Origin of the sequence: Bacillus sp. V3B, from assembly GCF_024494465.1 — a bacterium.
In the GTDB taxonomy this organism is placed as follows: domain Bacteria; phylum Bacillota; class Bacilli; order Bacillales; family Cytobacillaceae; genus Bacillus_BD.
In genome coordinates, this window is sequence record NZ_JAETXM010000001.1 from 450,892 (window position 1) to 464,540 (window position 13,649).

Annotated in this window: 18 protein-coding genes; 14 read left to right on the plus strand and 4 right to left on the minus strand. The window is 37.2% G+C overall.

Annotation, left to right across the window (positions count from 1 at the left end; all coding sequences use genetic code 11):
• Nucleotides 1-25 precede the first annotated feature (25 nt).
• Together JMM81_RS02260 and JMM81_RS02265 are read right to left on the minus strand one after the other, a co-directional pair.
• Complete coding sequence (locus JMM81_RS02260; protein WP_256239872.1) at nt 26-157, minus strand: hypothetical protein; 132 nt, start codon at nt 155-157, stop codon at nt 26-28.
• A 57-nt stretch (nt 158-214) separates the two neighbouring features.
• Entirely contained in the window at nt 215-1,120 is a 906-nt protein-coding gene (locus tag JMM81_RS02265) for a hydroxymethylglutaryl-CoA lyase (RefSeq protein WP_256239873.1), read from the minus strand.
• A gap of 162 nt (nt 1,121-1,282) precedes the next feature.
• Between JMM81_RS02265 and JMM81_RS02270 the strand changes: the two genes are divergently transcribed.
• From JMM81_RS02270 to JMM81_RS02280, 3 genes are all read left to right on the plus strand, one after another.
• The gene (locus JMM81_RS02270) at nt 1,283-1,972 is read left to right on the plus strand and encodes a CoA transferase subunit A (RefSeq protein ID WP_256239874.1); all 690 of its coding nucleotides are present in this window, start codon (nt 1,283-1,285) and stop codon (nt 1,970-1,972) included.
• Nucleotides 1,973-2,047: 75 nt separating this feature from the next.
• The gene (locus tag JMM81_RS02275; protein ID WP_256239875.1) at nt 2,048-2,716 is read left to right on the plus strand and encodes a 3-oxoacid CoA-transferase subunit B; all 669 of its coding nucleotides are present in this window, start codon (nt 2,048-2,050) and stop codon (nt 2,714-2,716) included.
• 153 nt (nt 2,717-2,869) lie between these two features.
• A complete protein-coding gene (locus tag JMM81_RS02280) occupies nt 2,870-3,115 on the plus strand; it encodes a YqkE family protein (protein WP_256239876.1) in 246 nt (81 codons plus the stop codon).
• A gap of 110 nt (nt 3,116-3,225) precedes the next feature.
• Here JMM81_RS02280 and JMM81_RS02285 read toward each other — a convergent pair whose 3' ends face one another.
• Together JMM81_RS02285 and mciZ are read right to left on the minus strand one after the other, a co-directional pair.
• On the minus strand, nt 3,226-4,143 hold the full coding sequence (locus JMM81_RS02285) for an aldo/keto reductase (protein ID WP_256239877.1): 918 nt from the start codon (nt 4,141-4,143) through the stop codon (nt 3,226-3,228).
• 103 nt (nt 4,144-4,246) lie between these two features.
• Nucleotides 4,247-4,426: a Z-ring formation inhibitor MciZ gene (gene mciZ / locus JMM81_RS02290; RefSeq protein WP_256239878.1), complete on the minus strand. Its 180-nt coding sequence runs from the start codon at nt 4,424-4,426 to the stop codon at nt 4,247-4,249.
• Between the two features lie 77 nt (nt 4,427-4,503).
• Here mciZ and JMM81_RS02295 point away from each other — a divergent pair, with 77 nt between their 5' ends.
• The 11 genes from JMM81_RS02295 to sigF all read left to right on the plus strand — a co-directional run bounded on the left by JMM81_RS02295 (nt 4,504) and on the right by sigF (nt 13,554).
• A complete protein-coding gene (locus JMM81_RS02295) occupies nt 4,504-5,052 on the plus strand; it encodes an NUDIX hydrolase (RefSeq protein ID WP_256239879.1) in 549 nt (182 codons plus the stop codon).
• A 3-nt stretch (nt 5,053-5,055) separates the two neighbouring features.
• A complete protein-coding gene (locus JMM81_RS02300) occupies nt 5,056-6,216 on the plus strand; it encodes an endonuclease Q family protein (RefSeq protein ID WP_256239880.1) in 1,161 nt (386 codons plus the stop codon).
• A 261-nt stretch (nt 6,217-6,477) separates the two neighbouring features.
• Nucleotides 6,478-7,119, plus strand: coding sequence for a stage II sporulation protein M (spoIIM, locus tag JMM81_RS02305; protein ID WP_256239881.1), 642 nt, complete (start codon nt 6,478-6,480; stop codon nt 7,117-7,119).
• A gap of 122 nt (nt 7,120-7,241) precedes the next feature.
• Entirely contained in the window at nt 7,242-7,700 is a 459-nt protein-coding gene (fur, locus tag JMM81_RS02310; RefSeq protein WP_256239882.1) for a ferric iron uptake transcriptional regulator, read from the plus strand.
• A 117-nt stretch (nt 7,701-7,817) separates the two neighbouring features.
• Nucleotides 7,818-8,045, plus strand: coding sequence for a YqzK family protein (locus JMM81_RS02315; RefSeq protein WP_256239883.1), 228 nt, complete (start codon nt 7,818-7,820; stop codon nt 8,043-8,045).
• A 7-nt stretch (nt 8,046-8,052) separates the two neighbouring features.
• Nucleotides 8,053-8,946, plus strand: a complete 894-nt coding sequence (gene xerD, locus JMM81_RS02320) for a site-specific tyrosine recombinase XerD (protein ID WP_256239884.1) — start codon at nt 8,053-8,055, stop codon at nt 8,944-8,946.
• Nucleotides 8,947-9,130: 184 nt separating this feature from the next.
• Nucleotides 9,131-10,336 carry a phosphopentomutase gene (gene deoB / locus JMM81_RS02325; RefSeq protein ID WP_256239885.1) on the plus strand — a complete coding sequence of 402 codons (1,206 nt, stop codon included), beginning with the start codon at nt 9,131-9,133 and terminating at the stop codon, nt 10,334-10,336.
• Between the two features lie 228 nt (nt 10,337-10,564).
• Complete coding sequence (locus tag JMM81_RS02330; protein ID WP_256240297.1) at nt 10,565-11,728, plus strand: D-alanyl-D-alanine carboxypeptidase family protein; 1,164 nt, start codon at nt 10,565-10,567, stop codon at nt 11,726-11,728.
• Nucleotides 11,729-11,989: 261 nt separating this feature from the next.
• Nucleotides 11,990-12,340 (plus strand): anti-sigma F factor antagonist, encoded by a 351-nt coding sequence (spoIIAA, locus tag JMM81_RS02335; protein WP_256239886.1) that lies wholly within the window; start codon nt 11,990-11,992, stop codon nt 12,338-12,340.
• Nucleotides 12,341-12,342: 2 nt separating this feature from the next.
• On the plus strand, nt 12,343-12,783 hold the full coding sequence (spoIIAB, locus tag JMM81_RS02340) for an anti-sigma F factor (protein ID WP_256239887.1): 441 nt from the start codon (nt 12,343-12,345) through the stop codon (nt 12,781-12,783).
• Nucleotides 12,784-12,795: 12 nt separating this feature from the next.
• Entirely contained in the window at nt 12,796-13,554 is a 759-nt protein-coding gene (gene sigF / locus JMM81_RS02345) for an RNA polymerase sporulation sigma factor SigF (RefSeq protein ID WP_256239888.1), read from the plus strand.
• Nucleotides 13,555-13,649 lie beyond the last annotated feature (95 nt).

A 13,649-nucleotide genomic window follows, 5' to 3' on the forward strand; every position in this document is an offset into this window, starting at 1 on the left:
AAAAAAACCGCTTATGAAAAGCGGTTTACTGCGGTGAGTTTTGTCTTTTTGTTGGATGAATGGCTTTTTCAAGGTCTTCAGCAGCAATGGTTTGCTTCACTGTATCTGCTGTTGGCTTTCCTTTTTGACTATACCCTTTTTCACGATTCTGACTCATACGTTCATCTCCTGTCTGATTGATTACATCTATTAAGATGGATTAGATTGTTCGAAATTATACAGTGAAGGAACGAAGACGATAAAAGGCGGTATCAGTCGGGCGTGAAAGGTGTTGTTGGACGGTGTCAATTGCCTGAACTAATTTTTCTAAATTGATTCCCGTACTGATTCCCATTTGGTGAAGCATGAATACGACATCCTCCGTTGCTACATTTCCTGTTGCTCCTTTTGCGAAGGGACATCCGCCAAGACCGCCAGATGACGTATCAAAACGGTGAACCCCTGCTTGTAGTGCTGCAAGTATATTGGCTAATGCCATTTTGCGTGTATCATGAAAATGGGCTGTGAGAAGAATTTCAGGGAAGGTTTTGATTAATTTAGAGAATAAAGAATAGCTTTCATGTGGGGCAGCCATTCCGATCGTATCGGCTACACTAAATTCATCTACACCAGCATCGGCAAATTGTTTGCAGAGCTTGAGCGTATCCTCTTTCTCTATTTTCCCTTCATACGGACAGTAAAAAGCGGTTGAAATACAGGCACGGACAAAATAGTCTTTTTCTTTAAGCTCTTTGATGATAGGGATTAGTTCTAACATACTATCTGTTGTTGTTTTGTTAATGTTTTTCACGTTAAATGTGTTGCTCACACCGATAAAAACTGCAATAGCACAGGCATGAGTCTTCCTCATTCGCTCCATGCCCTTTCGATTAGGAATGAGGACGATATTTCGTGTTTTCGCATCGAGACAGGAGGAAACAATGTCGACTGCATCACGCATTTGTGGAATCCATTTTGGAGAAACAAAGGAGGTTAGCTCTATTTCACGGATCCCTGCATTTTTTAACTTTTTAATAAAATCTATTTTAACTGTTGTAGGAATAAAGTTATTTTCATTTTGCAGACCATCGCGAGGACCAACTTCAATAATTGTTACTTCTTTTGGTAAATGAAGTGTCATTTTTTTCTCTCCTCATCATACTCTCATTTTAGAAGGCATTATTTTGCATCAATAAATACGGAGAAACTGAACATGATCGTTACTTTCATTACTATGAATAAAAAAGAATAGAATGCATGAGAAAGAGCATTTGTGAGACGAAGCTTTGCGGAGGTGAAGGAAATGAAGCGAATCAGCAAGTCATTTAAGGAAGCGGTTTCAAATATTAACAACGGCTCTACATTAATGGTCGGTGGGTTTGGACTATGTGGGATTCCCGAAAATCTTATTTTGGCGTTAGTTGAAAAAGGGGCAAAAAATTTAACGGTCATCTCTAATAATTGCGGGGTGGATGATTGGGGTTTAGGACTTCTTTTGAAAAATCGTCAAATCAAAAAAATGATTGGTTCGTATGTGGGAGAAAATAAAGAGTTTGAAAGGCAAGTGCTTGCTGGTGAGCTTGAAGTGGAACTACTACCGCAAGGAACACTGGCGGAAAAAATTAGAGTGGGTGGAGCAGGGATTCCTGCTTTTTATACGCCAGCGGGTGTTGGAACACAAATTTCAAACGGGAAAGAAGTTCGTTCTTTTAATGGAAAAGAATATTTACTTGAAGAAGCGTTAACAGCTGATTTTAGTATTGTACGGGCATGGAAAGGAGATAAAATGGGCAACCTTGTCTATCATAAAACAGCACGAAATTTCAATCCAATCATGGCAGCAGCCGGTAAGGTAACGATTGCTGAAGTGGAACACATCGTTGAAATAGGTGAACTAGAGGCAGATCAGATTCATACACCTGGTATTTATGTACAGGCCATAGTTTTAGGTGAGCAAAAAAAACGGATAGAACGTTTAACTGTGAAAAAATAATGTGCTTCTTTTTGTGAGAATGGTTGAAGGGTATTGTTTAACAAAGCCTTTAAGAAAGAGCGAGAGGAGAAAAATATGACAAATGGCAAAGCCAATGTACGTGAAAAAATTGCTAGACGAGCTGAAAAAGAAATCGAAAGCGGTTTCTATGTGAATTTAGGGATTGGAATGCCCACTCTAGTGGCAAATTTTATCACAGAACATAAACAAGTAGTTTTGCAATCAGAAAATGGTCTTCTCGGAATTGGCCCCTATCCAACAGAAAAAGAAGTAGATGCAGATTTAATCAACGCAGGGAAAGAGACGGTAACAGCAATACGAGGAGCGGTTTACTTTGACAGTGCCGAATCCTTTGCGATGATTCGGGGTGGTCATGTTGATCTTGCAATACTTGGCGGTATGGAAGTATCAGAAACGGGGGATCTTGCTAACTGGATGATTCCTGGGAAAATGATTAAAGGTATGGGTGGTGCAATGGATCTTGTACATGGTGCGAAAAGAATTATTGTGATCATGGAGCATACAAATAAAAAGGGAGAAGCAAAAATTTTAAAAGAATGCAGTCTGCCTTTGACTGGTCAAAAAGTGGTCAATCGGATTATTACCGATCGGGCAGTTATTGATGTTCTGTCTTCGGGATTAAAGTTAGTCGAAGTGGCGGAAGGATTTACGGTTCAAGATATTATTCAATCGACTGAGCCAAAATTAATGGTGGATGATTCAGTCGTAACAGATGCGTATTAACGAAATAGAGAATTTAATCAAATGGAACCACTAGCTATTATTTTTAGCATTGTTGTTTTAAATCCCCCTTTTAACTTCTCAAGTTTTTGTCGTTTCTTCTCAATCAAGAAATGATATAATAGATTCATCATCTTAAAAAAGAGGGATTTTACTATGAAAAAAAGACAAAACAAACAAGTCAAAAAGGTACAAGAAAAACCAGCTACCCTCGGTGATCTTCTGAATGCTGACCTTGTTCATGAGCTAAAAGAAAAGAAAAAAGAGTTGCAAAATCAAGATGAACAAAAACGGGTAGCAGAAGAGGAAAGAAAACGTGAAGAGCGTAGATTAAAAGAGAAAAATAAATCGTTTGAAGAACTTCTGAACGAAAGTGATGTTAACTGGAAAGAATTCAAATAATAGAATAGGGATTAAAAAATAAAAAAGGGCAAACTTGAGGTCTGCCCTTTTCTATTTGTAAAATAAATTTCCTCAAAGAGCTATTTCAGAAAAACCTAGCTTCGTGCTTTTCAACGGTGTTCAGCAAAACGATTTTCTTTTGTACAAGAACGGATGAGGTTCACTTCATCGTCTGTTAGCATTTTGCTGTTAGCAGCACGTGAATTTTCTTTCAACTGTTCCACTGAGCTAGCACCGACTATGACTGAAGCAACAGCCGGATGTGTGAGATTATATTGAAGAGCGACTTCACCCATTGGACGGTCAAAGTTAGCTTTTAATTTTGTTAATACATTCGTTAATTCAGAAAAGGAATAGTCCAAATAGCCTTTTTCTCGAATGGATGACGATACCTTTGCTAGCATTTTATCACTTAGAAGCCCCTTTGCAAGCGAGCCGCGAGTGACAACACTAATGTTATGCTCATGTAATAAGGGAAGTGCTTCTTCCTCTGGCCTTCTGTCCAACATACTGTATTGCATCATAACAGATACAATATTAGCTTTCGTCGTATATTCACGAATGACATTTGGTCGAATCGAGGAGATTCCATAATAACGGATTAATCCTTCTTCTTTTAATTCTTCAAATGCTTCAATCGTTTCTTCTATTGGATCATCAAGAGTGCCACCGTGAAGTTGATACAAATCAAGATAATCTGTATTCAATCTTTTTAAACTTGCTTTGACAGCTTCTTTTATGTAGGCTTTCGAGGGATCCCAACACCAACTATCCTTCTGCTCATTCCAACGGTTACCAACCTTTGTAGCAATAATCACCTTGTCTCGATTCTGTTTGAATGTAGTACCGATAATTTTTTCGTTTTCACCATAGTTATATAAATCAGCAGTATCAAAATAATTAATTCCTTCATCTAAAGCTGACTTAAGGATGCTTTCTGCTTTTTTTTGCTCCATTCCTAAAGACATGCAACCTAAACCAAGCTCCGAAACAAATAAATCAGATTTTCCTAATCGCCTTTTCTGCAAATTGTAACACCTCCAACTCTATTTATACCATTCCACCGGTGTCAGGCACCATTAAAAGACATTCTCCCAAAACTGTCCTCACTGAAAAGACAAACATGAATGATTACTTTTTATTAAAAATAAATAGGGATCTATTAGGAGGTTGAGAAGCAAGGTTCTTCTTATTATTTTTAACCAAGTCAGAAACAAGTCGATAGTCTTTTCTATATTCCTTTAACTTTTGCTTAATCTCCCAAGCCTTTCCGGATAAGGTAACCCCTTTATCATGTACATATATTTTCATTTTATTTTCCTCCAATTAGAGTATGATAAAATGTATAAGCAAATAAATTTGGATTAGAACAGGAGTGTTTTAAAAAAATGAGTCTCCTTGAAGAAAAAACGTTATCGTCAGAAAAAATTTTTAGTGGAAGGGTCATTAGCCTTCAAGTAGATGAAGTCGAATTACCCAATGGGAAAACAGCCAAGCGTGAACTGATCAAGCATCCTGGGGCAGTTGCGATCATTGCCATTACGGATGAAAATAAAATTATCATGGTGGAGCAATATCGAAAGGCGCTTGAACAAATCATTATTGAAATTCCTGCTGGGAAGCTTGAAAAAGATGAAGATCCCGCTGTGTGTGCTAAACGTGAATTGGAAGAAGAAACAAGTTATGAATGTGAAAGTCTTAAATTATTAAATTCTTTCTACACTTCACCAGGGTTTGCCAATGAAATTGTGCATGTATATGTTGCAAAAGGGTTATCGAAAAAGGAAAATGCGGCTGGCCTTGATGAGGATGAATTTGTGAATCTCATCGAATTGACCCTTGATGAGGCTCTCCAAGCTACAATAGACAACCGAATTTGTGATGCCAAAACGGTTTTTGCTGTTCAGTACTTACAACTTCAAGAGGCGTTGAAATAATAAATGAACCAATATTATACGGATCTTCATATTCATATCGGTCGGACGAAAAGCGGCAGAGCAGTTAAAATTACGGGATCAAAAACATTAACGTTTTCCAATATCATTGCCCATGCAAGAGATGAAAAGGGGCTGAATATGATCGGGATTATCGACTGCCATTCACCAGAAGTGATTATTGAAATGGAAGAGCTTATGGAAAGAGGGGAATTAGTAGAATTACAGGACGGGGGACTCAGCTATGGAGGATTAACCATCATTCCAGGGTCTGAATTAGAAATTTATGATGAAAGCTGTCATGGTCCTATTCATGTACTCTGTTACTTCTCGAATGTTCATACGTTGAAAAGCTTCTCTAATTGGCTTTCTGGCTATTTAAAAAATATCCATCTTAGTTCGCAGCGAATTTATGCAAGTGGAAAAGAGCTACAGCAAAAGGTAAAAGAGCTAAACGGGCTGTTTATTCCTGCGCATGTATTCACTCCATTTAAAAGCTTGTATGGAAAAGGTGTAAAAGCTTCGTTAGCAGAGGTTTTTGATCCTAAATCTATTGATGGAATTGAACTTGGATTAAGCTCCGATACATATATGGCTGATGGTATTAAAGAGTTACATGCATATACCTTTTTGTCCAATTCAGATGCACATTCACTGGGGAAAATTGCCCGTGAATACCAAACGATTGCGATGAAAGAGCCTACTTTTAATGAATTGAAAAAAGCACTTTCTCATGAACATGGTCGAGAAATTATTGCAAACTTTGGATTAGATCCATTACTAGGAAAATATCATCAAACCGCCTGTGAAAAATGTCAACATCCCTTCAACCTAAAAGAAGCAAAGTGTGAAAGCTGTGGACATCAAAAATATGTAAAAGGAGTGGCGGATCGTATTTCAGAGCTATCAACGGTTTCTGAAAAAAGTCCACATCGTCCACCCTATATTCATCAAATTCCACTAGAGTTCATTCCAGGACTTGGACCAAAGTTAAGAGGAAAATTATTAGATCATTTTGGTACGGAAATGACGATCTTACACGAAGTATCCTTTGATCATCTAAAGGAAGTTGTTCCCGTTAAAATGGCTGAAAGGATCGTTGCAGCTCGCACGGGTAAACTGAAGCTTTCAGCAGGTGGTGCTGGAAAATATGGAAGAGTGATCTAGATACGCAGGAAAGAAGGTTCTGTCCAGAAGAAAAGGTATTAGACATCACAATACACTATCTAGTTGAGTCACGTTGAATATGATTCTAAATGAAGGTGGTTTTGTGAATATCAGACAATCTTATGGGACAGTCCTTTCTATGGAAATTGGCAGAACAAACAGCTAAGAATGATGTAATCTACTAAATTCTACTAGAATATCGGTCATAGATTAGAATCTCCTCTCATACAATGTAGTAATTGATTGGCAGGAGGAAAAGCAATGAAGAAAAAAATGTACCAGAACATTGTAGCCACACATTTTCGCGAGCATTCCTCAATCTATTTATTCGTGATCGTCTTATTTTTAATGGGGGTTATTTTCGGTGCTGTGGTCGTTAACAGTTTAAGCTTTAGCCAAAAGGAAGATTTATTTTACTATTTATCTCAATTTTTTGGACAAGTTTCTAATGGAAAAGTGGCAACATCAAGTGATTTATTGATCCAGAGTTTTTTTCATAATAGCAAATTTATTGGTTTGATGGGGATTTTAGGGATATCCATTATCGGGTTGCCTGTGATCTTAATTTTGTTATTTATGAAAGGAATGGTTGTTGGTTTTACGGTAGGCTTTCTCGTTAATCAAATGGGTTGGAATGGTTTTCTTCTTTCCTTTGTATCGGTTCTTCCGCAAAATTTAATTATTATTCCTATATTTATCGTAACAGCAACAGTGGCTGTAAGTATTTCATTGAAGATGATTCGACGCCAATTTATGAAAAAAATAAGTGAACCGATCTTGCCGATGCTTGGAAAATATATGGTGTTATTTCTTATAGCTGGTTTATTTCTTGCTTTTGCAGCAGCGATTGAAGCTTATTTATCACCATCATTAATGAAAGTGGTCATTAACTCCGTCTATTAAGCAAAATATTTAGATTAAATATAATATAATAATTAATTTCAATTATAGATTGTAATAATTTTAGTTTGATTCTATATCCTCATCTGCTATAATGAGAATGGAAGCGGCGAGGAGGGACTTTTATGGAAACAAGAATAGAAAGAATAAAGAAGCAGTTGCATTCATCAAGCTATAAATTAACACCACAACGCGAAGCAACCGTTTGTGTTTTATTGGAGCATGAAGAAGACCACTTAAGCGCTGAAGATGTTTACCTCCTAGTAAAAGAAAAGTCGCCTGAGATTGGTTTAGCAACGGTTTATCGAACGTTAGAATTACTAACAGAATTAAAAATAGTAGATAAAATTAACTTTGGAGATGGTGTATCTCGTTATGATCTTCGAACAGAGGGAGCAGCACATTTTCATCATCATCTAGTATGTATTGAATGCGGTGCGGTTGATGAAATTCAGCAAGATCTGTTGGATGATGTGGAAGAACTAGTTGAGCGTGATTGGAAATTTAAGATTAAAGATCATCGCCTTACATTTCATGGGATTTGCTATCGTTGTCAGGATAAAGACAAAGAGCAAAATAAATAATGGTGAAACCTTTTCTATTTTAAGATAATAGAGGAGGTTTTTTGTTTTTATATGTATAAAACCTGTCCAACTTGGCATATGTATGAATAAGGAAATATGTGTGCCGGAGGAAAGACGATGAGATCATGGTTTAAAATGATGATAAAAACGATGAAAGTATTTATCCTGTTTACAGGATGCACAATTCTATTTTATTATGGTATTATGTGGTTAAATGAGGAATATATAGACTCTCATCGTTATGATGAGCCACAGGGTTCCGCTATAAAAGTGACGACAGTAGAAGATGATTATGATTCGAACTGGTTTGATCGGTTACTATTGTTTTATTTAAATGGGGAGTAATGAATAAATGGAAGATGAATTGAAAGATTTTACCCATTTTTTAATTGTTGAAAAAGGATTAGCGCAAAATACGATTGTTTCATATGAAAGAGATTTAAAGAGTTACATGAAATATGTACAAAAGGTGGAACAACTGCAGAGCTTTAATGATATCCAGCGTATTCATATTGTCCATTTTCTAGGGCATTTGAAGGAACAAGGGAAATCTTCGCGAACATTGGCCAGACATATTGCATCTATTAGGGCATTGCATCAGTTTTTGCTTCGTGAAAAAGCAACAGATCATGATCCTTCTGTACATATTGAAACACCGCATCTAGAACGATCACTTCCGAAAGTCTTAAATTTGGAAGAAGTGGAGACTTTATTGGATTCCCCAAATGCAAACGATCATTACGGTATTCGCGATAAAGCTATGTTGGAATTATTGTATGCCACAGGGATCCGTGTGAGCGAGTTAATCGGATTACAAATCGGTGATGTACATGTGACGATGGGTTTTGTGCGTTGTATTGGAAAAGGGAATAAGGAAAGAATCATTCCGATTGGGAAAACAGCAGTTGTTGCTCTTGAAAAGTATTTAGCAAATGGTCGACCTGCTTTTGTCTCAAAAAAAAACCACGATGATGCCTTGTTTTTAAATCATCATGGTAAGCAATTAACAAGACAAGGATTTTGGAAAATTTTAAAAAAGCTTGCTCGTGAAGCAGGTATTGAAAAAGAATTGACACCGCACACGTTAAGACATTCCTTTGCTACTCATCTATTGGAAAATGGAGCAGATATAAGGGCCGTACAGGAAATGCTTGGTCATGCGGACATATCAACAACCCAAATTTATACACATGTTACTAAAACAAGGCTGAAGGACGTTTACAGTCAGTTCCACCCACGTGCTTAATAGACTGAGAGATTGCTTTGTATTTCAAAAGGCTACCAAAAGAAAATGGTGGCTTTTTTCGTATACTGCAAATTCGACTATAGGGTTTCTAAAAAAGGGTATCCTAAAGTTAATGATGATTGATATTAAAAATAAGGAATTAAAAAAGATCATGTAAAAATAAAAATAAACGGAGGAGACAGTTATGACTTCGACTTCATTACCATATAAACGAATATTTCTCATTGTGATGGATTCAGTAGGGATTGGTGAAGCACCTGATGCAGAAGAATTTGGTGATAAAGGTGCGCATACACTTGGTCATATCGCAGAAGCGATGAATGGATTGAAGATGCCAAACATTGGGAAACTTGGTCTCAGCTATATTGAAGAAATACAGGGAATTGAAAAGGAAGAAGCTCCATTAGCCTATTATACAAAAATGAAAGAAGCATCAATCGGTAAAGATACGATGACAGGTCATTGGGAAATAATGGGTTTGTATATTGATACTCCATTTCGAGTATTCCCAGATGGTTTCCCTGCTGAATTGTTAGATGAATTAGAAGCGAGAACGGGGCGAAAAATCATTGGCAACAAACCGGCAAGTGGAACTGAGATTCTTGTTGAACTTGGTGAAGAACATATAGAGTCAGGTGCACTAATTGTCTATACGTCGGCTGATTCTGTGTTACAAATAGCAGCACATGAAGGAGTGGTTCCGCTTAAAGAGTTGTACCAAATATGCGAAATTGCCCGCGAATTAACGCTTGATGAAAAATATATGGTAGGGCGAATTATCGCAAGACCGTTTGTGGGTGAACCTGGTCATTTTAAACGAACACCTAATCGCCATGATTATGCCTTAAAGCCGTTTAGCCGTACCGTTATGAATGAATTAAAGGATGAAGGTTTGGATGTTATTGCCATTGGGAAAATAAATGATATTTATGATGGGGAAGGTGTCACCCAATCATTAAGAACGGTTTCCAATATGGATGGAATGGATAAGCTACTGGAAACTTTTGAGATGGATTTTACGGGTTTGAGTTTTGTCAACCTTGTCGATTTTGATGCGTTATTTGGTCATCGACGTGATCCAATTGGGTACGGAAAAGCACTTGAAGAATTTGATGTTCGATTAGACGAAGTATTAACGAAAATGGGTGAGGACGATTTGCTCATCATTACAGCAGATCATGGAAATGACCCCACTCATTCCGGTACAGATCATACACGTGAATACGTTCCGCTTCTCGTTTACGCTAAAGGAATGGAAAGTGGTCGTGAGTTACCAGTACGAGAAACATTTGCAGATATTGGAGCGACGATTGCAGAAAATTTTGCTGTCACGATGCCGAATTTCGGGACTAGTTTTTTAGAAAATGTAAAATTAGAGCGTAAAGGATGAATGGAATGAGAATGGTTGATTTAATTGAAAAAATGTGATGGTCGAATACTATCAACCAAAGAAATTTAAGTTACCATTGATGTAATAACGAAATAAATGCGAAGCACCAAGGAATTAAACTTCCTGGTGCTTTTTTTATATCAAAATATTTATTCCTCTTCACTTCTTTTGTATAAATTTGGTTTTAATGGAAAAAATGGAGGCTATAGAAGAATGGAGGGTTTTGTGATGAAACGACTTGTTTCTATTTTGCTTACGAGCATTTTGTTAATAACCTTGACTGCGCCGCTAGCTTCTGCAGAGGAAACAGGAGTTCAATTAGCGGAAAACGTAAAGGCGGCTATTTTGATTGAACGGGATACAGGTAAAGTACTATACGAGAAAAATAGTAACGAGCAGTTGCCACCCGCTAGTATGACAAAGATCATGACGATGCTTTTGATTATGGAAGCATTAGATGAAGGTAAACTATCGATGGAAGAGAAAGTTCGCACAAGTGAATATGCTGCTTCCATGGGGGGGTCACAGATCTTTTTGGAACCAGGTGAAGAAATGACTGTGAAACAAATGTTGCAAGGGATAGCGATCGGTTCAGGTAATGATGCATCTGTGGCGATGGCAGAAAGAATTGCCGGATCAGAAGGCGATTTTGTTGATAAAATGAATGCCAAAGCAAAAGAACTAGGCTTAAAGGATACTGTTTTTAAAAATACAACCGGTTTGCCTGTTGCCGACCATTATAGTACAGCAAATGATATGGCAATCATGGCAAAAGAGTTATTGAAATATGAAGATATTACAAAATTCACGGGTACGTATGAAGCCTATTTAAGAGAAGATACTGATAAAAAGTTTTGGCTCGTTAATACAAATAAGCTTGTTCGCTTTTATCCGGGTGTTGATGGATTAAAAACAGGATTTACGAAGGAAGCTCTCTACTGTTTAACAGCTACAGCTGAAAAAGATGGAATGCGAGTCATTGCTGTTGTATTTGGTGCCCCTACTCCAAAAGACAGAAATGCACAAGTAACAAAAATGCTTGATTATGCTTTTAATCAATATAAAACGCACCCACTATTTGAACGAAATCATGTTTTGGGTACGGCTAAGGTTAGCAAAGGGGAAGAGAAAATAGTGGAAGTAGTCACAAGTGAACCTATTTCTTTATTAACAAAAAAAGGCGAAACAATTGAAGATGTTAAGCAAAAGGTAAAAGTGAGTAAAGATTTGAAAGCACCTATTAAAAAGGGAGATCAAATTGGAACGCTGACAATTGAGAAAAATGGTGAAACATTAGTAGAAAGTCCACTTTTAGCAAAAGAAAACATTGATAAAGCAAGTTGGTGGATTTTATTTAAACGTTCACTTGGTATGTTCACAAAGGAAGAATGATTGTCTTTTCATAAAAATGATCGAACGAAGATGAGAATTGAAAAGCATTTAAGGCTGTTGAAAGCATGAAGGATGCCTTTTTTTAGCGAATGACCACTAGTTTTGTCTTGAAGAAGGAAATGGAGAAGAATGTATCGAATTGACTCACTATTAGGAGCCACTTTCTAAACTTGTCGCAATTGACAAGAGAAGAATAGGCGCGGCCTTGCCCGCTTATAAAGAGGCAACATCCGAGAAATGAAATAAGGAGGCTAACGAGTAGTGAGTCTAAATATTGAGATGGAAGTGAAACAAGATGTTTTATGCGTTCGTTTATCTGGGGAACTGGATCATCATTTAGCAGATGAACTTCGTAAACAAACAGTGAATGCGATTGAAAATTATAATATTCGTCATATTATTTTGAATTTAGAACAGTTGTCTTTTATGGATAGTTCTGGTCTAGGTGTCATTCTAGGTCGATACAAACAAATCAAGCAGTTGAATGGTGAGATGGTCGTGTGTGCAATCTCCCCACCTATTCAAAGGTTATTTGATATGTCAGGCTTATTTAAAATCATTCGCCTTGAGCCGACAGAAGAATATGCTTTGCAAAGACTGGGGGGTGCCTAAAGATGAAAAATGAGATGAAGCTTCAATTTAGTGCATTGAGTCAAAACGAGTCGTTTGCTCGCGTGACGGTAGCCGCATTTATTGCTCAATTAGATCCGACAATGGATGAATTAACAGAAATTAAAACGGTTGTATCTGAAGCTGTTACGAATTCTATCATTCATGGATATGAGAGTGATCCTAACGGTATCGTCTATATTTCTGTATCAATTGAAGATGGGCTTATAGATTTATCTATTAAAGATGAAGGTTTAGGTATCCCGGATGTGGAAGAGGCACGCCAGCCTCTTTTTACAACAAAGCCTGAATTAGAAAGGTCTGGTATGGGATTTACAATTATGGAAAATTTTATGGATAGCATCGAAGTTCAATCGCAGCCAGGTAAAGGTACCGAGATCCGTTTAAGGAAGCATTTATCTACAAGCAAAATGCTATATAATTAAGGAGTCTTGCCGATGGATGTGGAGGTTAAATCAGAAAAAAATCAACCTTATTTAAAAGACCATGAAGTAAAGAAATTGATTAAAGAAAGTCAAGATGGAGACCAAAGTGCGAGAGATCTGATTGTGCAAAAAAATATGCGTCTTGTCTGGTCTGTCGTACAGCGTTTTTTAAATCGAGGCTATGAGCCAGATGATCTCTTTCAGATTGGATGTATTGGATTGTTGAAATCAGTGGATAAGTTTGATCTATCATATGATGTTAAATTTTCAACATATGCGGTGCCAATGATTATCGGAGAAATACAGCGATTTATTCGTGATGATGGTACAGTAAAGGTAAGCCGTTCATTAAAGGAAACAGGAAACAAAATTCGTAAAGCAAAGGATGAATTATCCAAGACCTTGGGACGCATTCCGACTGTGAATGAGATATCAGAGTATTTAGAGATTCCGATAGAAGATGTCATTATGGCTCAGGAAGCTAGTCGATCACCTTCCTCTATCCATGAAACCGTCTATGAAAATGATGGAGATCCGATTACCTTGCTCGATCAAATAGATGATGGGAATGAGGGGAAATGGTTTGATAAAATTGCCCTCAAAGAAGCAATTAGAGAATTAGAAGAACGAGAGAGATTAATCGTCTATTTGCGATACTACAAAGATCAAACTCAATCGGAAGTTGCAACAAGACTCGGTATTTCGCAAGTACAAGTTTCTCGGTTAGAAAAGAAAATCCTACAGCAAATGAAAGACCGTATGGACATCTAGTTCCATACGGTCTTTTTTGTGTAGTATAAACTACGTATTGGTTGATTTTTGACTCATCTTAGCGGCACGTTCATGAAGCAGCAGGAGAAAACTAG

What these genes read in the sequence shown, in the direction of transcription:
- JMM81_RS02260 (WP_256239872.1), bottom strand. Translation starts at nt 157, where the DNA reads ATGAGTCAGAATCGTGAAAAAGGGTATAGTCAAAAAGGAAAGCCAACA.
- JMM81_RS02265 (WP_256239873.1), bottom strand. Translation starts at nt 1,120, where the DNA reads ATGACACTTCATTTACCAAAAGAAGTAACAATTATTGAAGTTGGTCCT.
- JMM81_RS02270 (WP_256239874.1), top strand. Translation starts at nt 1,283, where the DNA reads ATGAAGCGAATCAGCAAGTCATTTAAGGAAGCGGTTTCAAATATTAAC.
- JMM81_RS02275 (WP_256239875.1), top strand. Translation starts at nt 2,048, where the DNA reads ATGACAAATGGCAAAGCCAATGTACGTGAAAAAATTGCTAGACGAGCT.
- JMM81_RS02280 (WP_256239876.1), top strand. Translation starts at nt 2,870, where the DNA reads ATGAAAAAAAGACAAAACAAACAAGTCAAAAAGGTACAAGAAAAACCA.
- mciZ (WP_256239878.1), bottom strand. Translation starts at nt 4,426, where the DNA reads ATGAAAATATATGTACATGATAAAGGGGTTACCTTATCCGGAAAGGCT.
- JMM81_RS02295 (WP_256239879.1), top strand. Translation starts at nt 4,504, where the DNA reads ATGAGTCTCCTTGAAGAAAAAACGTTATCGTCAGAAAAAATTTTTAGT.
- JMM81_RS02300 (WP_256239880.1), top strand. Translation starts at nt 5,056, where the DNA reads ATGAACCAATATTATACGGATCTTCATATTCATATCGGTCGGACGAAA.
- spoIIM (WP_256239881.1), top strand. Translation starts at nt 6,478, where the DNA reads ATGAAGAAAAAAATGTACCAGAACATTGTAGCCACACATTTTCGCGAG.
- fur (WP_256239882.1), top strand. Translation starts at nt 7,242, where the DNA reads ATGGAAACAAGAATAGAAAGAATAAAGAAGCAGTTGCATTCATCAAGC.
- JMM81_RS02315 (WP_256239883.1), top strand. Translation starts at nt 7,818, where the DNA reads ATGAGATCATGGTTTAAAATGATGATAAAAACGATGAAAGTATTTATC.
- xerD (WP_256239884.1), top strand. Translation starts at nt 8,053, where the DNA reads ATGGAAGATGAATTGAAAGATTTTACCCATTTTTTAATTGTTGAAAAA.
- deoB (WP_256239885.1), top strand. Translation starts at nt 9,131, where the DNA reads ATGACTTCGACTTCATTACCATATAAACGAATATTTCTCATTGTGATG.
- JMM81_RS02330 (WP_256240297.1), top strand. Translation starts at nt 10,565, where the DNA reads ATGAAACGACTTGTTTCTATTTTGCTTACGAGCATTTTGTTAATAACC.
- spoIIAB (WP_256239887.1), top strand. Translation starts at nt 12,343, where the DNA reads ATGAAAAATGAGATGAAGCTTCAATTTAGTGCATTGAGTCAAAACGAG.
- sigF (WP_256239888.1), top strand. Translation starts at nt 12,796, where the DNA reads ATGGATGTGGAGGTTAAATCAGAAAAAAATCAACCTTATTTAAAAGAC.